The sequence below is a fragment of the Symplocastrum torsivum genome, assembly GCF_059505465.1.
In genome coordinates this window covers 1-19838 of the sequence record NZ_JCACKQ010000015.1, presented here as the reverse complement: position 1 = coordinate 19838, position 19838 = coordinate 1, and the positions used below count along the sequence as shown (strand labels likewise).

The window sequence follows — 19838 nt, the reverse complement described above, 5'->3', positions numbered from 1 at the left end:
TGTTCCTCCACTCTGTGTGTTTAACACAACCTTCATATTTGCAACAATCTTAGGGAAGATCCGGATGAGTAGAACCGAAGTTCGTAGATTGTGGTAGGTCTGCAAAAACAAGATGCAGCGTTTCTTAAGGTTATCTGTCTAAGATAAGGAACTCCTTTTCGGGGAAGTTGAGATTTAACAAAATGCTTACTCCGTCATCTGTTAGCTCGATCAAGCCTCCAGTAAAAAGACAGGAGGTAGTGTTAACCACCAACGAGCTGGTAGAGAAGATTCAGGCTTGTAGCCAAGATCAATTTACAGGTCAGTTGGATTTGAGTATTGAATATAGCAGAGACCAGAAGTGGAGCCTGTATTTTTACTTGGGTGATTTGATTGGCTGTACTGGTGGAGTGCATCCAATTCGTCGTTGGTTTCGGCAGTTGTCCCACCACTGTCCACAACTGCCAGTCTATATTGCCACGCCTGAGTCGAAGCAGCCTCGGTGTTGGGATTATGACTCCTTAGCAACACTAGTGAGGCAGGGGGAAGTCCCGCTAAGGCAGATGGCGGAGATTGTTACAGGCAACGTAATAGAAATCCTGTTCGATATTATCCAACGGGAGGAACAGCTCCACCATCGTTCAGGGGTGCAACTCTCCTACAGACCGATACCGATAAACAGCATCGAGGCAAACGTTGTTTCGATTCGAGTTTACCCGCTTTGCCTAGAAGCAATGCAGGATTGGGAGGCTTGGCAGCAGGCAGGCTTAGCGAAGTATTCCCCAAACCTCGCTCCTAAAATCTCGAACGCTGAAGAATTGCATTGGCAAACTTCACCCGCTGTCTACCGCAATCTGACTACCCTGATTGATGGCAATCAGACTTTAAGGGATTTAGCGGTCAAATTAAAACAGAATCCGTTACCTCTAGCCCAATCCCTGATGCCCTATGTCCAAAAAGGGTTGATCGGACTGGAGGAGGTTAAAGACTTCCCCAGCTATTCCGTTAAGCCAGCTACGGCAACCACGTCTTTTTCCGCACCTAGCGGGAACTCCGTAAGTCCAGAGCGATCGCAATCAACGGAGGTAACAGTTGCCTATATTGATGACAGCCGTCTCGACAGCCAGACAATGAGTCACATCCTCAACCAAGCTGGCTATCAATTTCTCAACATTCAAGACCCCGTAAAAGCACTGCCACTCTTACTGGAACATAAACCAAGCCTGATTTTCTTAGATTTGGTCATGCCGATCGCCAACGGCTATGAAATCTGTGCCCAAATTCGCCGCATTTCAGCCTTCAAAGATACACCTGTGATTATTCTCACCAGCAATGACGGCATTGTAGACCGGGTGAGAGCAAAGATCGTCGGTTCCTCCGGCTTTTTAGCAAAACCCATTAATTCAGAGAAGGTGCTGGCAACTTTACAAAGGTATTTACCAACTTCAACAACGGCTCAATCGCAGAGGTGGAACACGCCTTAGGAGGAATCTCCTTGTGTAGGAAGCTTTTGAAGCCAAGAGTCATGAAGAAAGAAACATCTGATTATTTACCGAAGTATATATGATTACAGTCCTTTTGGTTGAAGACAGCCTGACAGAAACGGAGGTGTTAACCGGTTACCTCAGACAGGCAGGTCTAAGAGTAGTCAGTGTCACCAGTGGCGAGGAGGCTCACCTCAAACTTGAGGGTGCCAAACCAGATTTAGTGATTCTTGATGTGATTTTACCAGGGCAAAGTGGCTTTGAACTCTGCCGCCAACTCAAGAGCAATTCCAGTACTAAAGCAATTCCAGTCGTCATGTGCTCAACCAAAGGTACTGAGGCGGATAAACTCTGGGGTTCGATGCTGGGGGCTGATGCCTACCTACCCAAACCAGTAAACCAGCAACAACTGATTCAAACAATCCAGCAATTAACTTCCGTGTATTAGGAAAGAGTTTATGCTGACCCCACTTGACGCTGTGCTAACAGCGAACAGTTTTGACCTATTCACATTAGACGACCCACTCCCCCCAGAAATCGGAGAGCGGTTGCTCCGCTTTCCCCTAGGTCACGAGGACAGTGCGCTGCTACCACTCGCGCAGATTGCGGAAATTTTCAGGGTGAACGTGGAGGACATTCTGCCAGTCCCTGAAATGCCCAGTTGCGTTTTGGGAATTTGCAATTGGCGGGGAGAAATGCTCTGGCTTGTGGACTTAGACCAGCTTCTAGGCTATCCACCTCTATATCTAATGGCAGCCACTCCTATGGCTATCGTCGTTCAAGCCAATACCCAGCCTTTGGGTCTGGTAGTGTCGCAAGTCAATGACATTGAGTTACACGACTTGCAAAAACTTACAAACGCGGCGAACGGCTTATTTCCTCCCAAACTCCTGCCTTTTGTCCTGGGTGCTCTTGCTGAGGGTAAGGGCACTGTCTTGGATGCCATTGCCATTACTCAGTCTCCCTTATGGCAGATCCACCGAGGAGAAATCTCTTGAAGTCATCTACTAAGACCAAGTTCCTTGAACGCAGGGAGTAGGGAAAAACCCTGAATTGATGCATGGAGAGTCCCCTACCCGTCTCCATGACCAACCTGAGTCAGCAAATCTAGTTAATAACAACAGTAATATGTCTCCAGAGAATCTAGCACCAGCGATGCCGAAGCTTGAGTCATCCGAGCCAAGAGTTGAGCCATCGAAGAGTCAAAGCAAAGGTAATGAGGTGGTTAACGGATCGAATGGCAATTTTGAGCCACAGCAAGCTCTGGCCGTAGTTAATGCCCTCAAAGCCGACCTCAAACAGGCGGGACTTGCCAAACCGGAAATTCAGGAGAAAGTTCTTCAGTTGGAGAAGTGGGTACAAGGTTTGCCAACCGGGGTTAATGGTGACAAACCAGCGATCGCAACTGAGGAACACCGCAAGCGCGAACGGCAGTGGTTATTAGCCCTTAACAGTCAAATGCGCTCTGCGAAGAATCTTGACACCTTGTTTAAAACGACATTAACTGAGGTTCGTCAGCATTTACAAGTAGACCGAACATTGATTTACGAGTTCCAAACTGAGAACCAAGGTGTGGTGCTGGCGGAGTCGATGGTGGCTGGCTATACACCCAGTTTAGGAGAGTCCCTCAGTGCGATCGCTTTTGGTGTAGCCGAACGACTAGACTACCAGCAACAGCAAGTCGTCATTCTGGATCGAACCTTACCCAAGCCTCTGAGTCCCTACCAACTTCAACTGCTGCAAAAATTCCAGGTCAAAGGCAGTTTGACGTTGCCGATTTTCTTAGAAGGACAAGTATGGGGTTTGCTCAGCTTAATGCAATGCTCTGCTTCTAGAGCATGGCGGGAAACTGAAATAACCTTGCTCCACCAAATTGTCACCGAACTGACTCTCGCTCTACAGTCAGTCGAATTTTCTGACCAAATGCAAAAACAGGCTGAGCAAGCCAAAGTTATCAACAAAGCGATCGACAAAATCCGCCAGCCCGAAGATCTAGATACGCTCTTCAAGACAACAGCCAGAGAAGTCCGACAACTCCTCAGCGCTGACCGAGTGGGAGTGTTTCGCTTTTACCCTGAGTCCGGCTTTGATGATGGGGAATTTGTATCGGAAGATCTAAACTCAGGCTACAGTTCAGCTATAGCTGCCAAGGTTCACGACCACTGCTTTGGTCAACAGTATGCCGCCCATTACGCTCAAGGAAGAATTCAGGCGGTTGCTGATATCTACAATGCTCAGTTGAGCGATTGCCACATCGAGATTCTCTCTCAGTTTCAAGTTCGAGCTAACTTGATTGTGCCTCTGTTGATCGGCAATGAACTGTGGGGATTGTTGTGCATTCATCAATGCAGTAGCCCACGCGAGTGGCAGAAGGATGAGATTGACTTTGCCAAGCAGATTGCCGCCCAGTTTAGCTTGGCACTAAAGCAAGCAGAGTACTTGCAGCAGTTACAGGAGCAATCCACCCAAATGGCAAAAACTGCTGAACGGGAGCGAGCGGTCGCCAAAGTAATTGACAGGATTCGCCACAGTTCGGATATTGACACCATTTTCAAGACCACGACGCAAGAAGTCCGCAAACTCCTGGGTGTGGAGCGCTTGACCATCTACAAATTCCGTCCAGACTATTTCGGTGACTTCGTAGTGGAGTCAGAGTCTGGGGATTGGCCTAAATTAGTGGGCAGTGCTTGGGAAGACCCCTATTTGCACGAACACCAAGGCGGTCGATTCCGCAACAACGAACCTCTAGTGGTAGATGATGTCTACAATGGCGGCTTAACCGAGTGCCATGTGGAAGCCTTGGAAGACTTTGGCGTTAAATCCTGCCTGGTGGTTGCCATCTTCCAAGGACAGAAGCTGTGGGGGTTGCTCTCAGCCTTTGAACACAGTGGACCACGCCACTGGGAAGACAGTGAACTCAAGAGCCTCAGCCAAATTGCCAGCCAACTGGGGGTGGCTCTCCAGCAGGCAGAGTACTTGGAAAAAGTTCAAACCCAAGCCGAGCAAGTTGCCAAGACCGCAGAACGAGAGCGAACCGTTGTCAAAGTGATTGAGAAGATTCGCAAGAGCTTGGACATCAACACGATTTTCAAAACGGTAACTCAAGAAGTTCGAGAATTGCTGCAAGCTGAGCGTGTGGGAGTCTATCGCTTTGAGCCTGATTGGAGCGGTGAGTTTGTTGCTGAGTCAGTCGGGAGTCGCTGGACTGCTTTGATGCAGGAACAAATTGATAACCCACTCTTGCGAGAAAATATCAGCGAGTGTAGTGCAAAAATTCTTGGCGGTGGCAAAGCCAGAGTGGCAGATACCTATTTGCAACAAACTCAGGGCGGGATGTATGCCAAGGGAGCAAACTTCCGAGTTGTCGATGATATATACCAAGCAGGCTTTTCACCTTGTTACATTGACATTCTGGAGCAATATCAGGCGAAAGCCTATGTAATCGTTCCGATTGTCCAAGGAGAAAGGCTCTGGGGACTGCTAGCGGCTTATCAAAACTCTGGACCTCGTGCTTGGGAAGACGGCGAAGTCAAGGTGATGACTCAAATCGGCACTCAACTGGGGGTGGCTCTCCAACAAGCCGAATACCAAGAGCAGCTACGGCAGCAATCGGCTCAACTTGCTAAAGTCGCCGAGTGGGAGCGAGCAGTCACTCGCCTAGTTGGTCGTGTGAGCGACAAGATGCGCCAGACGATCGATATTGAGAGTATTTTCAAGACAACGACGCAGGAAGTTCGGAAACTACTTGGTGTGGAGCGAGTCGCTGTTTGCAAGTTCCGTCCAGACTACTCTGGCGACTTTGTCTTTGAGTCTCAGGCTGGAGATTTACCCCAAATGGTTGGCATGACTTGGGAAGACACCTATATGAAGGAGAACCAAGGCGGATGCTTTGGCAAAAACCAACCATTTGTTATCAATAATATTGGTCACGATTCTGGTTTGAGTGATTGCCATGTAGCAATCTATGAGGGCGTTGATATCAAAGCTTGTGCGATCGTTGCGATTTTTCAAGGGCAGAAACTCTGGGGCGTGTTGGGCGCTTATCAGCACAGTGCCTCCCGCCATTGGCAAGACGATGAAGTGAGGTTTCTGACTCAGATTAGTAACCAACTTGGTGTCGCTCTACAGCAGGCGGAGTTGGTCTATGAAATGGATAAAGTCGTAAAGTACAAGCAACAAGTCCCCGCAATCATCGACAAGATTAGCAATACGTCATACATTGAGAACGCTTGTAAAGCTGCTGTCGAAGACGTCCGACAACTCCTGGAAGTGGAGCGAGTGTGCATATACAAGTTTCGCCCGGACTATTTTGGAGACTTTATCTATGAGTCAGAATCTGGAGGATGGCCGAAACTCGTCGGTAGTGCTTGGGAAGACACGTATCTACAGGAACACAAGGGCGGAAGGTTCGCCAACAGCGAACCCTATGTTGCGGATGATGTTTACACAGTGGGTTTGAGCGATTGCCATGTGGAAACCTTGGAGTACTTTGGTGTCAAATCGTACCTGATCGTTGCCATCAAACAAGGGGAAAAGCTCTGGGGCTTGCTGAGTGCATTTCAACACAGTGGACCTCGGCATTGGTTAGAAAGTGAAGTCACCTTGCTGGCTGACATTGGTCGTCAACTGGGGTCGGTTTTACAGCAGACCGATTACCTGGCGCAGTTGCAGGCACAATCCACCCAGATGACCAAAGCCGCTAAAGTCAGCAATTCGGTCGCCGAAATCATTCCCAAAATCCTTCAGTCTCAGGATACAGACACGATCTTCCGTGTCACCAACCAAGCTGTCCGACTGCTGCTGAAATGCGATTGCGCCGCAATCTATCGCTTCAATCCTGATTGGAGTAGTGAGTTGGTCGCCCAATCAGTAACCAAAGGCTGGAATGCTGTGGAAGGCTCTGAAATAGGAGCCATCTGGCCCCAAGTTAATCTGCAAGAAGCTCAGGGAGGCGCCTATCGCAACGGTGAAAGCTTGGTCGTGAAGAACATTTACGCGGCTGGCCACTCTCCCTTTGAAATTGAAATGCTGGAGGAGTTTGAGGTCAAAGCTTATGTAGTCGTGCCAATTTTCAAAGACGACAAGCTCTGGGGTCTACTTGGTGTTTACCAAAACACTGAAGTTCGCTCATGGGCAGAGATTGAAGTCAGCGCCCTAAAACAAATCGGTGTGCAAGTCGGCGTGGCGATGCGACAAGTGGACTACTTGAAGCAAGTGCAGCAGCAGTCAGAGCAATTGGCAGAAGCCGCCCAACGGGAAAAAGCAGCTAAAGAACAAATCCAGCAGGAGGTTATCCAATTACTGACAGCAGTACGACCAGCACTCAACGGAGACCTCACCGTTCGCGCTCCCGTAACCGAAGATGAAGTCGGTACGATTGCCGATGCCTACAACAACACTCTGCAAAGTCTGCGCGGCATCGTCAAACAGGTGCAAACCGCGTCTCGGCAAGTCGCCCAGACATCCCAAGAGAGTGCATCGTCGATTACTGGTCTTGCTGGTCAAGCCCAAGAGCAATTCCAAGCACTTGGTCGTGCCTTAGAGCAAATCCAGACCATGGTCAGTTCTACGAAAGCTGTAGGAATGAATGCTCAACAGGTAGATGTAGCTGTCCAACAGACTAACCAGACTGTTCGGGAAGGGGATGCAGCGATGAACCGCACTGTAGATGGAATTATGGACATCCGGGAAACAGTGGCGGAAACCAGCAAGCGGCTCAAGCGCCTGAGCGAATCGTCGCAGAAGGTGTCCAGAGTGGTGAACTTGATTAGCAACTTTACAACTCAAACCCAACTACTAGCTCTAAACGCGGCAATTGAAGCGACACGAGCAGGTGAGTATGGGCGCGGTTTCGTTGTTGTTGCAGATGAGGTGCGTTCTCTAGCGCGTCAATCGGCAGAAGCCACCACTGAAATCTCGCAGTTAGTTCAGGAAATCCAGGAAGGCACAGCTGAGGTTTCCACTGTGATGGAAAAGAGCATCCAGCAGGTTGCGGCAGGAACATCGATGGTACACGATACCCGCCAGAATCTGAATGCGATCGTTGAAGCCACGTCTCAAATCAGTCAACTCGTTGCGGGTATCACCCAAGCAACGCAGGTACAGACTCAGCAGTTCCAATCGGTAACACAAACGATGACAGAAGTAGCTGCGATCGCCAACAAGACCACGGAGGATTCCACCGAGATTTCTACCTCATTCAAGGAACTCTTGACAATGGCGCAGAACCTGCAAGCGAGTGCCGATCAGTTTAAGGTTGATTGATTTGGGAATCGGGAATCGGGAATTGGGAATTGGGAACAGCTAGTGCAGTATGGCGGAAATAACTATGCAGTTGAAAAAGGTTAAAAAGCTTACTTGGCAAGTTTTCTTTCCTTCTGTCTCCTGCCTCCTGCATAAGAGCCCTCTTGCACTAGTTGCTACGTGATTTCAGGTAGGCGTTTAGCTTGGGTGGCAATTCATCAATAATTGGCTTGAGCTTGTCTACCTGTTCACTAGTCAATAGCTGTCGAGAATAAGCCAGCCTCAGCCAGCTAATCGTTTCATAGAGAGACCCTCTAGCAATCTTGATAAAACGTCGATTGTCTTGGAAATTGTACCGACCTCGTCCCTCTGCAATATTGGCACAGACGCTATCAGCAGAGCGCACAATTTGCTTGCCAATTGTGTCTTTGGCGAACCTGTCCCATTCCTTGACGATATGCCAAATCTCATTTGCTAGTTTCTCAGCCAATCTATAAACTTCCAACTCCTCAAAATCTGGTCTTCCCACCCAAATGCCCTTAATCTCCGGTTCCCCATTCCCTATTCTCCCATTCCCAATTCCCAATTCCCTATGACCACAGATCCAACTATTCGTGAACAAAGCTATCGCTACTTTCTCCAAGAAGCGCCGGAACTGCTGCAAGTTTTAGAACAAGAATTGCTGAGTCTTCGAGAAGACTACAGTATTAACAAGGTCAATACTCTAATGCGGGCTACCCATACCCTTAAGGGGGCAGCAGCAAGTGTTGGGTTGGAGACGATTCAAACGGTTGCCCACTCTTTGGAGGATATTTTCAAAGCCCTTTTCAATCCTGACTTGTCAATTGACCCCGAAGTTGAGGCGTTAATCTTTGAGGGGTTTGAGTGTCTTCGCTTACCCCTAACTGCTGAATTTACGGGAGGGCAAGTCAATGATGCTGAGATTCTTGACCGAACTGCTGCTATTTTTGCCCAACTGCAAGAAAAGCTGGGTGACTGTTTTGGTCAGGAAGCTTACCTCCCCAGTTCGGTAGAGTTGGGCTTTGATTTGACCCTGTCTATCTTTGAAGTGGGAGTTAACCAACGATTAGACGAACTTGCCGATGCCCTAACCCGTGCCAACCCGGAGGAAGTTGCTACGACTCTTCGGACTCAGGCAGAGGTTTTCACTGGATTAGCAGAATCTTTGAATTTACCTGGGTTTGGAGCAATTGCTCAACTGGCAATCAAGGGCTTGGATACCGCTCCCGCTCAGGCAGTGACGATTGCCGAGATTGCTTTGGCAGACCTCCGAGCGGCACAGGCTGCCGTACTAGGGGGCGATCGCACTCAAGGCGGTCAACCGTCTCTAGCTCTACAGCAATTCGCTGGTCTCACTACCAGTGCAACTGAACCTGTTATTAATAGTGCTGAGCCAGTAGTAGAGGTTGTAGTCAACCACAATAATTTTGATGCCATAGAGGAAAAGGGCGAGACAATTTCTCCCCATCTCCCTTTCACTTCCTCACCTCAAGATGTCACTGTCGATCCTCAAGAATCATTAATTGAATCTGAATTTAGTGAGGTGACTAGTGCGGCGAATTTAGAGTCGAGCGTGAGTGACTTACACACATCTGAGTCGATTGTCGGTGAAGTACCGTCTGTAGAGTCGTTGAACAACTCAGAAAATGAGGAATCAGAGCATGAGGAATTAGGCAACTCGCTCTTAGAGACGATCTGGGGAGGGGAAGCAGTACTGGATTCCCAAACCCCTGCTGAGACTGACCGAGAGGAAACCCGATCTAGTTCAGCACATAATCCTCATCACGTTTTTTCTTCAATGCCAGCGTCGGCGGCTGACTCAGCAAGTTGGAAGCCTATGGAGCCAGAGGTTACGGTTCCACCATCCCCATCCCGCTTCCGTATTGATAGTACTCCCACCCCCGTTTCCCAGAATGAGCAGGGTTCTGTCTCTCCCACTGTGCGGGTGAATGTTGAGCATTTAGAACACCTGAATTCTTCAATTGGGGAATTGCTAACAAACCAAAACCGCCAGACACTCCAGAACGAGCAACTGCGAACAGCAGTGCGATCGCTTCTTGTCCGTCTCCAGAAACACCAGCAACTGCTTGGTCAGCTCCAGGATTGGTCTGATCGGCAATTCATTGGGCAACAAAGGTGGGCTGAGACAGGTAGCGATTGGCAGTCCCATGCGCCTTTCGATTCCCTGGAACTTGATCGTTATGACGAAGCCCAAATTGTTGTTCAATCGATTCTGGAAGACGCTTTTACATTAACAGAAGCGACTGACGCGATCGAGTTATTCACATCGGCATCCAGTCAAAGCTTGGAAAAACAACGTCGGTTGTTGACGAGTACTCGTGATGCCCTAATGCAAGCCAGGATGTCACCTCTGGGAGATATCTTCGGGCGCTTCCACCGTGTTTTACAGCCGTTAGAAATTAGGCACAACAAGCAGGTAACCCTAGAACTTAGTGGAACTGAAGTCCTGGTGGATAAAGTGGTGGCTGAAAAGCTGTATGACCCTTTGCTACACCTAGTTCGCAATGCCTTTGACCATGGAATTGAGTCCCTTGAAGTCCGGCAACAACACAATAAACCAGATTTTGGTCAGATTGAACTGAGTGCTTCTCAATCTGGCAGACATCTACTGATTGAAGTCCGGGATGATGGTAAGGGGTTAGATTTTGAACGGATTCGGCAACGGGCAGTAGAACGTCAACTCATCTCTGAAGAACAAGCGATCGATTTGGATGAGGGTCAGCTAATCAATTTACTGTTTGAACCGGGCTTCTCTACAGTATCTGGAGTGAGTGAACTCTCCGGACGGGGTGTTGGTCTAGATGTGGTGCGGGCGCAGTTGCAAGGTCTCCAAGGTTCGATCATGGTTTATTCTGAACCTTATCGGGGGACAACGTTCACACTCCAAATTCCTTTGAACCTCACGATCACCAAGTTGCTTTTGTGTCAGGCAGGTGGTCAAAGCTATTCCTTCTTTGTGGATGCGATCGAGCAAATTCTGATTCCTCAAGCACACCAGCTTCGGTGTTGGGAAGGTGGCAAAGTCCTCCGCTGGAACAAGGATGCTAGTAGCGAGTTAGCGAATCCAGGTTTGCAAAGCAGGCGCGAAGCGCAAACCTCTGAGCAACTTATCCCCATATACCAACTCTCGAAAGTCCTGAATTATTCCTCAGAGGTTGCCAACTCGTTGGTTTTCCAGCCTCAGCAGCCGTATGTCCCGGAAGGACAGATGATGCCGATCATTCTTATCCGTTACCAGGATAGGTTTTTGGGTCTGGAAGTAGACCAGTTGATTGGAGAGCAGGAATTAGTGATTCGTCCCTTGGGGGCGATGATTGTGCCACCCAACTATGTTTATGGGAGCAGTGTTTTAGCTGATGGACGGTTGACATTGGTGCTTGATGGGGCTGCATTGATGCAGTACGTGTCTGAGCAGCAGACGGGTAGTAGTAGCGATTCTTTACAGGATAGGTATACGGCTGACGCACTAACTTACACAACGGCTTCACGCGCTTTAGCCGCAAGTTCAACACGCTCCATATCATCATCAAGTCAAGAGCAACGGCTATTACCAGCAGCACCCAATACAGATGTCAGGGCAAGACGAGACAAACTGATTCTCCTTGTGGATGACTCTATCACCCTACGCCAAACTCTGGCTTTGACTTTACAGAAGGCTGGTTATCGAGTGCTTCAGGCTAAGGATGGTTACGAAGCGATCGATCAACTCCGACAGCACCGGGAGATTCAGTTAATAATCTGCGATATTGAGATGCCTCGCATGAATGGATTTGAGTTTCTTAAATACCGTCAGCAAGACTCTGTTTTGGCAAACATTCCGGTTGTCATGTTGACGTCCCGGAGTGCGTCGAAGCACCGCTTGATTGCAACGGAGTTAGGGGCAACAGCCTATATTACGAAGCCTTATTTGGAACAAATGCTGTTGGCGACGCTAACTGAGGCAATTGAGAACAGTAATCAAAATTCTATTTCTAGATGAGAGTTAGGAGAGGGCGATGCACGACGAGATAAAAGTAGCTAAGTTCGTGGTTTTTAAGGTCATGGATTATCTCCTTGCCCTTCCCATTGAGGATGTGCTCAAGGCAATTAATTATTCGTCTGTAGCTAGCGGTGGGCTGAGAACAATGGGTGTTGTCCAGCTTGGTCGCCATATGATTAGGGTTTTGGATTTGCATCAGCACATCAGTGTCGGTAGTTTATCTCAGTTACCCGCTAACCATCCTTTTTTAGTGATTACCCGTGGTTCAGGGGGAGAGCTCTGTGGAATTCTGGTGGATGAACCGCCGAATTTGGTGGAGTTACCGCTAGCGATGATGCAAAGGCTGCCAATGTCTCAAATACAAGGTAATGCTCTCCTTGAGATGGTCTCTCATGCGGCTGTTCTATCCCAGGAAAATGTGACAACAACAATTTTTTTGCTGGATGTGAAGCGAGTTCTAAATACCAGCATGAATGATTCCCAGAAGAGACTGCCAGGAAATAGACAAATGGCAGTCTAAAATTATGGACACAAAGAAAAATAAACCCCCACTCGCTCTTGCTGGTGGGGTGAAGGCAAGTTGTCTTAGTGCTGGTAAAAGGTATCTCTGGAACTGATGCCACTTATGCAGTCAGACGATTGTATAGAGTGTCATCTGCTTGTTCGGGTAGTGCAACACCCTTGCTTTCTATTTCCTGGAGTTTTGCCTTAATCCACTCTGTAGATTTTGTTTTACACAGTTCAAGCCAAAGGTGTTGCCCAACACGTCGAGGTACTGGGGATTCGAGAGCAAAAGCGTACCACAAACCCTCTTTCTGAAAAAGCTTGGTTAAGCCGAAATATTGGCAAATTAGCAAAGCCGCAGCCGGACGCAACTCTCCAGGAGCGACTTTCTCCCAAAAAGCCACTTTTTGATGCTGAGAATCGTGAATTGCTCTTTCTGTGCCTTCTAAAAGTGCGATCGCTTCCAGTATTTTCTGCTTGGCTTTGTGAATTCGGACAAGTTCCTCTTGCTTTTGGCGATGCAATCCAGATGCCCAATTCCCATTCAGTGCCTCCTTCAACATTCGGCGTTCTACTGGATGGGTGGGTTCAAGGGCATAAGCAGCAGATTTCAATTCGTTAACGGTTCGCATCAACATTCTCCTGTTATGGGTGAGCTAAAAGCTGTAAAAAATTTCAATTACTTAAGTGTGGCTCTCAAAAAGGGTCACGAAGCTAACGGAAACACTAACGTAAACACTAACGTAAAAGCTAACGTCTGTAACTTATTGCTTTTTGTCATTGGTTAAGAAGAGCAGGCAAGAGACCTAACGCCAGATCTATTAACGAAATTCCTAACGAAATTAGATAAAAAGTGTTGTTCATTCACAAATTCTTCACAGTTGCTCAGTAGTCTTTATATATAAGCCTTTGAACACTGACGAACCCTCTCGATGAATCGGGGGGGTATTTTTTTACCATATCCATAAAAAAGGTTAGCTGCAATGGTTAGGCTGATGCTGATACCGAGTTGCATTCGCTGTGGACGGATAAAAAGAAAAGGGTCAAGGTGAAAGAACACTGACCTTCACTCTTACCCTTGCCTAAAAGTATAATTTTTGTTGCTATTTAAAAGCTCATTCACTGACTAGACACCTATGTAGGGTTCAGAATAATTCTGAACTCCTGAACTCCTGAACTCCTGAATTCTTCTTGTTCAAAGTTACACTGACTCCAAAGCGGCTTGTGCTTCCTTCGCCACTTCCTCTTTTTCATCATTGGCTAGGGTTTCCAGTGCTGAACGCACCTCAGCGCCTCCAAGTTTAGTGAGCGCTTGTACCAACCGATAGCGAACCTGCCAATCTGAATTTGTGGCATAAGGAGTCAAAAGAGGTACCGCACGCGCATCACCTAAGTCTCCAAGGGAACTGATAGCTGCTGTTTGTACAAGCCCTGTATCAGAGTTTAAGGCTTCTTCTAACAGTTCAAAAGAACGCGGATCGCCTAGTTCTCCCAAGGTTGCAATAATACTGAACTGAACCAGCCATTCGGGAGTCTGATGATAAAGCCACTGCAAATCTTCAAACGCTTCTGTAAGCTTTAGTGCCCCGATCGCATCTGCTGCTGCTGCCTGAACATCAGGTTCCGAATCATTGAGAAGGCGATCGCGCAACAGTGTCAACGTCGTTTGTAAATCTTGACCCCCTAACGTATCAAGTTGGCTTACCGCCGCATATCGAACACGAGTATTTTTATCAGTCACAACTGGCTGAATTAACTCAAACGCCACAGAGGGTTCCAGTTGACGTAACTGGTTGACTCCACTAATACGCTTGCCGAAATCCTCTGAACTCAGCAGTTGTTGAACAGACTCACGGGTAACGCTCATTGGTAAATATTAATTATCAATTGCTAGTTATTGCACCTAAAAAAGCAGCGGTTGTTGCTTGGTTGCAGTCCGAGTCTCCAACACGCTGCCTCATGAATTGAATCAGGAATTCCTGCCCTAGTGCAAGGAACCTTAAACCTTGGCTGAGCTACTCTTCAAATTCAGCTGCCATTGCCCGCACAATATCTCCAGGTGTGAGGATACCAATTACCTTACCTGTCTCATCAGTTACGGCTAAACGTCGGATGGATTTTTCTCGCATCAGCTTAGCCGCTTTAGGCAAGGGTTGGTCAGGTTCTACAGTAACAGGGTCACCGCTCATCACTTCCCCAACCGTTTGCCCCAGTGCCTTGTGGAGTTCTTGGTCATGACGGGCAGGGTTTTCTAGAGTTATGACGCTGTCCAGAAACATGATGTAAAGTGGTGGCTCTACTCCTGTCTCCTGCCAGAGCAAGTCTGTTTCTGAAATTACACCGACCAATTTGCCTGTGTCATCTACCACTGGCAAACCACTGATGCGTTGTTCGGCAAGAATTTTTATTGCCTCCCGGATAGGCGTTTGAGGTTCCACCAAGATGGGGTTACGACTCATGACATCGGCAACAGTTTTAGCCATACTCAGTCGGCTGTATCTTCTTTAATTCAGTACTAATTAATTGTAGGTAATCTACAGACAGACTTAACTCAGTGTTCAAAGATATCTCGGTAAAGCAACAAATCTAGAGTTACCATGACGGGTAAAGCCTCAAAGCACTGTTGAGCCAATTCCCAACGACCTTCTCGTTGCAGCATATTGGTTAGCTTCTGCCGCACACTCACAAGGTAGCGAACATCGTTGGCAGCATAGCGTAACTGCTCGTCTGAGAGGTTGGCGACATTGCCCCAGTCGGAACTTTGAGCGCTTTTGTCTAGTTCTACTTGTTCTAGCTCTAGTACTAACTCTTTAAGCCCATGGCGACTACTATAGGTACGGGCGAGCTTACTGGCGATTTTCGTGCAAAAGATGGGCGTGGTTTGGATACCAAGATTCTGGCGCAGCATCGCAAGATCGAAGCGAGCAAAGTGAAACAGCTTAAGGATACTGGGGGTTTCCAGCAACTGTTTTAAGTTAGGAGCCTCTGTCTGATCTTTAGCAATGCGGACAACAGTAACTCGGTTTTTGGGGTCACATAGCTGTACTAAGCATAAGCGATCGCGTTGGTAAATGAGTCCCATGGTTTCTGTATCCACCGCTAGTGCATCTACGGTGAGATACTCCTGAAGCAGACTGTCGGATAAATCGCGATCGCAAACTTGAAATTCTTCCAATTCTCGATTCCTCAGTAGATTAGTTCTGCCAAGTGGCTTAACAAAACTCATGAAATCGGGCGGGCTGGAGTTGCCCTGCCCATCCAAAACGGCTTAGCGGCGTTTGATGAAAACTTGCGTGAAGTAATACTCACCCTTGGCATTTTTGGTAATGCCAATACCCGTTACATCAAACTGACCTTCCATATTCTTGCGGTGACCAGGGCTTTTTATCCAGCCTTCAACCGCTTGTTGGTCTGGGTTAGAGTAGCCCTGGTTGTAAGCAACATTTTCCGCCGCACTTCGATAAGGAATTGACTGACCAATTGCTTTAACTCGTGCCTCAAATCCATCGTGGCTAAACGGTACCTGACCACTTGCCATTGCCTGAGAATGAAGTCTTGATTGCTCACTGATTCGAGCATCCAATGCTAGAGGCGGTAAGTTGCGGGACTGGCGATATTTATTGATTTGTTGATGCACAGACTGTTCCAAAGCCGCGAATTCATTCGTCGTTGACCTTTGAGACACGGTTGAATTTGGTGGATTGCTCAAGGTGGGCAAAGGTTGACTGGGACTATCAAAAACCTCATAGGCAGCAGCACAGCCACTCACTCCACCTGCAAGGGTGAACACGCCGAGGATAATTTTTGCCAAACGTTTTTGCATCTTGGAAAGGAATAGTGATTGGAGACGAGGAAGGAATGCGTTGGGAGGTGGGAGTTAAAGCTTCTGATTCTCTAACCCTCACTTCCCACTCTTACTAATTCCTAGTCCCCAGACCTCAGCCCCTAGTTCCCTTTTTATAAATCAAAAAACTTGGCAATGGTTTGGACATCCTTATCACCACGACCTGAACAGTTAATGACAATCCTTGGACTGCCATTGAGTTGTGGGCAGAGGGTTTCGAGATAAGCGATCGCATGAGCCGTTTCCAACGCGGGAATGATTCCCTCTAATTCTGATAACCGTCTTAACGCATCAACTGCCTCTTTGTCAGTCACACTGTAATATTCTGCTCGACCAATATCCTTTAGATAGCTATGTTCAGGACCAACACCTGGATAATCTAGTCCAGCACTAATGGAGTGAGGTTCTATCACCTGACCATCCGCGTCTTGCAGCAAATAACTCATTGCTCCGTGTAAAACCCCAGGACGACCTTTGGTCAGCGTTGCCGCGTGCTTCTCGGTATTCACTCCTTCCCCTGCTGCCTCAATTCCAATCAGCCGCACATTGGGTTCCTTAACAAACTCATGGAACAGTCCCATCGCATTCGAGCCACCGCCTACACAAGCCAAAAGAATATCCGGCAAGCCACCCCATTTTTCTAGAGCTTGTTCGCGTGTTTCTTCTCCAATTACTGCCTGGAAATCACGCACAAGCATCGGGTAAGGATGAGGCCCGGCAACTGACCCCAGAATATAGTGGGTTGTTTCCACATTCGTTACCCAGTCTCGAATTGCTTCTGAGGTCGCATCCTTGAGGGTTCCTGTGCCAGCACAGACAGGTTGTACCGTTGCCCCCATTAGTCGCATCCGAAACACATTTAGGGCTTGGCGTTCCATATCCTGAACGCCCATATAAACAATGCATTCCAGCCCAAACCGCGCACACACAGTTGCTGTTGCCACACCATGCTGACCCGCACCTGTTTCAGCAATAATCCGTCGCTTGCCCATCCGCTTGGCTAGCAGCACCTGAGCCAAAGCATTATTAATTTTGTGCGCTCCGGTATGGTTTAAGTCTTCCCGTTTCAGATAAATCTGCGCTCCACTACCGTCAGGTTTGCCATAGTGGGATGTCAGGCGTTCGGCAAAGTAGAGAGGGCTGGGGCGTCCTACATAGTCTCGCTGTAACTGTTGTAGTTCCTGCTGAAACTCTGGGTCGTCACGGTATTGCCAAAAACACTGCTCTAGTTCACTCAGAGCGGGCATTAGTGTTTCAGGCACATACTTGCCGCCAAATTTACCAAAACGACCTAAGGCATCAGGTTGTTGGCTTACAGCGTCGGCATCAGGTTGGGAACTACGAGGTAAGGGAGTAGTGGTCACAGCGCAATATAGAGATTGTAGGGGTCTTTTTAATTTTATGTCTGAGTGGGAGGTTTATTCGGGTTAGTAGAGCCAAGAAACTGGGACTTGAGTTCCTCTAACTCAAGATCAATTTGAGTTTTTGATTTGGGGGGACTGGGAGAAGAAGCTGCCTGAGATGTCGGTTTTTGGCTTGGGGTTTTGGGCGTAGGAGTGCCAAGAAACTGAGACTTGAGTTCCGCTAATTCAGCATCAATCGCCGGAGTCGATTTCGGCACAGGAGGTTGTGATTTTATCGGAGGTGTTGGAGGAAGTGTAGGTGTCTGTGACTTGACTACTGTTGGAGGCGTTTGAGAATTCAAATCTCGAAGAACTTCAGCGGCTGACTGGTACCGGCGATTGATTGCACTTTCTAGCATCTTGTCCAGAATACGACCAAGAGCAACACTCACGGGCTGACTACAAGCATCTCGCCACACCCAAATGCCTTCATTGGCATCAAACAAATCAAAGGGGTGCCTCCCAGTCAACAAATGAATGCAGGTAACACCCAATCCATAGATATCACTGGCGAAAACTGCCCTACCGATGTTTTGTTCAGGTGCTGAATATCCAGCGGAACCGATCGCAGTTCCCGTTCTAGCTAGCGCGGTGCCACTAGCAACTTTTGAGGCTCCAAAATCAACGAGAACCAGTTGACTATCGCGATGACGGCGAATAATGTTTTCTGGCTTGATGTCCCGGTGAATGACTTGATGTTGATGCACAAATTGCAGTACGGGTAGCAAATCATTAAGTAGCGATCGCACTTGTGCTTCATTAAAAACGCCCTTCTCTGTCAGTTCATGGGCTAAGTCTTTGCCATCGATAAACTCTTGCACTAAATACTGTTGGCTATCTTGAGAAAAATACGCCAGTAGTTCAGGGATTTGGGGATGTTTGCCCAACTCATCCAAGCGTACTGCTTCCTGAGTGAATAACTCTGCTGCTTTTTGAACTGTGTTGGTACCCTGCGCTTGGGGGAAAAACTGCTTGATGACACAGCGCGGTTGGGAAGGTTTATCCTCATCCACAGCTAAGAACGTTTTGCCAAAGCCACCCTGCCCAATGGGTTTAAGCGTTCTGTAACGCTCTTTGAGCAGTAACTTGGCTCCACACGTCCGACAAAAGTTGGCGCTTGCGGGGTTCTGGGGTGATGGACAGCTGGGATTAAGGCAGTAGCTCATTGGATAGTAGGCAGCTCTTGCGTTTATCTCTATACTCTATTTTGACTGAGCTTAGGCTTATCCGACCTTTAAAAGAGGCTCATGCGCTCAAACCGCACGGAAAGACAAGTATTTAGAACGATGAACGTTTGTGTTGAATAATCGCTTCCCGAAAGCCCAGCACGATCAATATATTTGACAGTGTTAGGAAAAACTCGGCACTACCATGTAACCAATCTACATTTGCTAATTGCTCCCCATAAGCTACCTGTGCATAAATCCCTGCCGGGATAGTGACGGCAACAAACACTAGAGTCATGTAGAAGCCAATTAGTGCTAAGCGAGGCATCTTTCCAGAACGGGTAAGAAACCACAAAAATCCTAAGTAAGGAAATAAGGAAAGTGCAAATAAGGTTTCTTTAGAAGGCATGTCAAGATAGGCTACAAGCTATTAAAAGAAGATTTTTGTAAGGCGATCGCGTTTTGAGCTTGTTCTTTGTTGTTTGTTAAAGAATACAAATAACAAGTAACCAACAACCAACAACAAATACACTTGCATCCCAAAAGGGCTTAGTCAAGAAGCATCAGTGGTTGACTTCGATTTGATTGTTCTGGTCGTTGTACTAGTATCAGACTGCGCCGAATGCCAAATCCACCAGGCAGCAGCACAAAGGGTGACGTTTCCAACAACAGTCATAGCCGCCTGAAGTGTAACAATCCAGTCTAGGGCTTCTGGATTGTCAAAAAAGTGCCAGGTGCAGGCACACATGGCGCTGATCAATGCGGGTAACATAGCGAAGGATAAAGCCCACCAAGAGCGATCGCCTTTTATTTCGCCATACGTCCAAATTAACCAAATTGCAGCTATCCACTCGATGACGCTGGAGATATGAATAATCCATGTAGGAATGGAGAGGGCATGCATATTTTTAGTGTCTAAGGGTATTCATTCATTTTTGCCTCCTGCGGTGATAGCCTGTTGTTTATGGCTTCACCACCAGAGGCTTTGACTTTAACTGGCGTTTGCGAGACTTCAATTTAGTAGTGCGCCACAAAGATTATGACAGGTTAACACAGGGATATAAATATAAGTCCTTGAGTTTGACCCGTGCCTCGGTGACACTGAAACGCCAGTTCACAGTAGCTTGCACTGCATTACGTTAGACCTCTTGCAAAAGTCGTCGCTGAGGTACTATGGGGTCTAAACAAAGGCGA

At 47.7% G+C, this 19838-nt stretch carries 16 protein-coding genes; 6 read left to right on the top strand and 10 right to left on the bottom strand.

Annotated elements, in window-relative coordinates; translation table 11 throughout:
• Positions 1-182 precede the first annotated feature (182 nt).
• From AC5JL3_RS05185 to AC5JL3_RS05170, 4 genes are all read left to right on the top strand, one after another.
• On the top strand, positions 183-1463 hold the full coding sequence (locus AC5JL3_RS05185; RefSeq protein WP_496073457.1) for a response regulator: 1281 nt from the start codon (positions 183-185) through the stop codon (positions 1461-1463).
• Between the two features lie 79 nt (positions 1464-1542).
• Positions 1543-1911 (top strand): response regulator transcription factor, encoded by a 369-nt coding sequence (locus AC5JL3_RS05180; RefSeq protein ID WP_192219778.1) that lies wholly within the window; start codon positions 1543-1545, stop codon positions 1909-1911.
• A 10-nt stretch (positions 1912-1921) separates the two neighbouring features.
• A complete protein-coding gene (locus tag AC5JL3_RS05175; protein WP_192219779.1) occupies positions 1922-2461 on the top strand; it encodes a chemotaxis protein CheW in 540 nt (179 codons plus the stop codon).
• A 58-nt stretch (positions 2462-2519) separates the two neighbouring features.
• Complete coding sequence (locus AC5JL3_RS05170; RefSeq protein ID WP_496073456.1) at positions 2520-7727, top strand: GAF domain-containing protein; 5208 nt, start codon at positions 2520-2522, stop codon at positions 7725-7727.
• A 148-nt stretch (positions 7728-7875) separates the two neighbouring features.
• Here the strand turns inward: AC5JL3_RS05170 and AC5JL3_RS05165 are convergent, their stop codons facing one another.
• Positions 7876-8235 (bottom strand): four helix bundle protein, encoded by a 360-nt coding sequence (locus tag AC5JL3_RS05165; protein ID WP_496073519.1) that lies wholly within the window; start codon positions 8233-8235, stop codon positions 7876-7878.
• A gap of 63 nt (positions 8236-8298) precedes the next feature.
• Between AC5JL3_RS05165 and AC5JL3_RS05160 the strand changes: the two genes are divergently transcribed.
• Positions 8299-11727: a hybrid sensor histidine kinase/response regulator gene (locus AC5JL3_RS05160; RefSeq protein WP_496073455.1), complete on the top strand. Its 3429-nt coding sequence runs from the start codon at positions 8299-8301 to the stop codon at positions 11725-11727.
• Between the two features lie 16 nt (positions 11728-11743).
• Entirely contained in the window at positions 11744-12247 is a 504-nt protein-coding gene (locus tag AC5JL3_RS05155) for a chemotaxis protein CheW (RefSeq protein WP_496073454.1), read from the top strand.
• A gap of 103 nt (positions 12248-12350) precedes the next feature.
• Here AC5JL3_RS05155 and AC5JL3_RS05150 read toward each other — a convergent pair whose 3' ends face one another.
• From AC5JL3_RS05150 to AC5JL3_RS05110, 9 genes are all read right to left on the bottom strand, one after another.
• Positions 12351-12863, bottom strand: coding sequence for a hypothetical protein (locus AC5JL3_RS05150; RefSeq protein WP_496073453.1), 513 nt, complete (start codon positions 12861-12863; stop codon positions 12351-12353).
• Positions 12864-13432: 569 nt separating this feature from the next.
• Entirely contained in the window at positions 13433-14098 is a 666-nt protein-coding gene (gene nblB / locus AC5JL3_RS05145; protein ID WP_496073452.1) for a phycobilisome degradation protein NblB, read from the bottom strand.
• Positions 14099-14246: 148 nt separating this feature from the next.
• Positions 14247-14714: a CBS domain-containing protein gene (locus AC5JL3_RS05140; protein WP_192219786.1), complete on the bottom strand. Its 468-nt coding sequence runs from the start codon at positions 14712-14714 to the stop codon at positions 14247-14249.
• Positions 14715-14782: 68 nt separating this feature from the next.
• Entirely contained in the window at positions 14783-15406 is a 624-nt protein-coding gene (locus AC5JL3_RS05135; protein WP_496073518.1) for a ribonuclease H-like domain-containing protein, read from the bottom strand.
• 93 nt (positions 15407-15499) lie between these two features.
• Complete coding sequence (locus tag AC5JL3_RS05130; protein ID WP_496073451.1) at positions 15500-16054, bottom strand: CAP domain-containing protein; 555 nt, start codon at positions 16052-16054, stop codon at positions 15500-15502.
• Positions 16055-16188: 134 nt separating this feature from the next.
• The gene (trpB, locus tag AC5JL3_RS05125; RefSeq protein ID WP_496073450.1) at positions 16189-17439 is read right to left on the bottom strand and encodes a tryptophan synthase subunit beta; all 1251 of its coding nucleotides are present in this window, start codon (positions 17437-17439) and stop codon (positions 16189-16191) included.
• Positions 17440-17474: 35 nt separating this feature from the next.
• Positions 17475-18644 (bottom strand): protein kinase domain-containing protein, encoded by a 1170-nt coding sequence (locus AC5JL3_RS05120; protein WP_496073449.1) that lies wholly within the window; start codon positions 18642-18644, stop codon positions 17475-17477.
• Between the two features lie 112 nt (positions 18645-18756).
• Positions 18757-19053 carry a DUF3593 domain-containing protein gene (locus AC5JL3_RS05115; protein WP_192219791.1) on the bottom strand — a complete coding sequence of 99 codons (297 nt, stop codon included), beginning with the start codon at positions 19051-19053 and terminating at the stop codon, positions 18757-18759.
• A gap of 144 nt (positions 19054-19197) precedes the next feature.
• On the bottom strand, positions 19198-19548 hold the full coding sequence (locus AC5JL3_RS05110; RefSeq protein WP_496073448.1) for a DUF2499 domain-containing protein: 351 nt from the start codon (positions 19546-19548) through the stop codon (positions 19198-19200).
• Between the last annotated feature and the right edge of the window lie 290 nt (positions 19549-19838).